Origin of the sequence: Micromonospora sp. ATA51 (genome assembly GCF_016802855.1) — a bacterium.
GTDB classification, from domain to species: domain Bacteria; phylum Actinomycetota; class Actinomycetes; order Mycobacteriales; family Micromonosporaceae; genus Micromonospora; species Micromonospora sicca.
Window position 1 is genome coordinate 1 of sequence record NZ_JAEVHJ010000621.1, and the last position, 1,700, is coordinate 1,700.

The window sequence follows — 1,700 nt, forward strand, 5'->3', positions numbered from 1 at the left end:
CGAAGCTCGCCCTCCTGCAGGCCGAGCATACGGCGGTGTGCGCCCGGATCCGGCATCTCAACAAGGCTCTTGCCTGGTCGGCGGCGCGGTGGCTCGTCGACCAGGCGACCGCGGCCGGCGCCACCGTCATCTACGTCGAGGACCTCGCCACGCTCGAGGCCGGTGGCCGGTCACGCAGCCTCAACCGGCGACTCTCCGGTGCGGTACGCGGCACCGTGTTCACCGCCATCGCCCACCTCGCCGCGAAAGTAGATATCGCAGTCGTCACTGTCCCGGCGCGTGGCACCTCGTCCGGCTGTCCCCGCTGCGGCGGTCCGGTCAAGCATGTCAAAACACCACAGCGGATGGTGGCCGGGTACCGGTGGGCGACCTGCTCGTGCGGCCTGTCGATGGACCGTGACCACGCCGCGGCGCAACGGATCGCCGCCCGGGGCCTAGCCAACCAGGCCAACACCCGCCGCGGCCGTAACGGCAACGCCGCGATCCGGACCGCCACCGACACACCGACCCGCCACCAGACACGTCGACCAACCCGCACCGCCACGATCCCGCCGGCGCGGGATCGACGCAAAACCGCACCCACCCCGAAGCAGACCCGACCTGCAACGGTCAAGACCTCACGCCTGCTGCCCTTGCGACGGCAGGTTCCCGCCCCGGCAGACTCCCCATCGCGATCTGCCGGTCAGCGTCCGGCGGGACGGACACCCCAGGAGACCAACCCGAAAGGGCCGGTCAGCCAGGTGCCGCACACGGCTCCCACCACCACCCCGCGACACCCTCACCAGGTCCGCGGGGCAACCCTCGGCCGCGGCTTCCACCGCCACGTACACGCCACCCCGATCACCGACCGGAGCGGTAGTGCCGGCCGGATGTCCGGCTTGCCGAGAATCGCATAGGGAACCAGAGACGCTCTCGACCCGTCCGGACCACCGGTCGCCCAAAGCCCTACCCCCGATCGGCCGGACCATGCCCGGTCAGGGCCGGGTGGGCGAGCAGATGCCCGAGCAGGTCGGCCAGCACGGCCAGGCCGTCCCGGCTGAGCACCGACTCCGGGTGGAACTGCACCCCGGCGAAACCCGGCCCGCGCAGCGCGTGCACCGCCCCGTCGGCCGGGTCCCGGGACAGCTCCACCGGCCCGTACGCGGTGGCCACCCGGTCGGCGTCGGCGCATGCCGTGAACGTGGAGTAGAAGCCCACCCGGCGGGTCGCCCCGAAGACCGCCACGTCCCGCTGCAACCCCTGATACGGGGCTTCCCGCCGGTGCAGCGGCAGCCCGAGCAGCCCGGAGAGCAGCTGATGCCCGAGGCAGACCGCCAGCGTCGGTCGGCCGGCCTCCAGCAGGCCCGCCAGCAGCGCCCGCATCGTCGCCATCTTCGGCGCGGTGAGATCGCCCGGGTCGCCCGGCCCGGGGCCGACCACCACCAGGTCGTACCCGTCCACCGGGGCGGGTTCCCGCCAGTCGCGGCGGTCCACCCGCAGGCCGAGCGCGCTGAGCTGGTGGGCGAGCATGCCGGTGAAGGTGTCCTCACCGTCCACGATCAACGCGCCCAGGCCGGTGAGCCCGGGCAGCGCGGACGCGCCGGGCGTGCGCTGGTCGAGCCAGCAGCCCGGAGAGCAGCTGATGCCCGAGGCAGACCGCCAGCGTCGGTCGGCCGGCCTCCAGCAGGCCCGCCAGCAGCGCCCGCATCGTCGCCATCTTC

2 protein-coding genes are annotated in these 1,700 nt (G+C 73.2%); one reads left to right on the forward strand and one right to left on the reverse strand.

All coding sequences use genetic code 11. The annotated features are described in order from the left end of the window. Nucleotides 1–896: zinc ribbon domain-containing protein (locus JNW87_RS38415; RefSeq protein WP_238455444.1), on the forward strand; the 896-nt coding region annotated here is incomplete at its 5' end. Between the two features lie 49 nt (nt 897–945). On the opposite strand, the gene JNW87_RS38420 is transcribed toward JNW87_RS38415, so the two are convergent. Further along, the coding region (locus JNW87_RS38420; protein ID WP_238455445.1) for an aminodeoxychorismate/anthranilate synthase component II at nt 946–1,700 on the reverse strand (755 nt) is incomplete at its 5' end.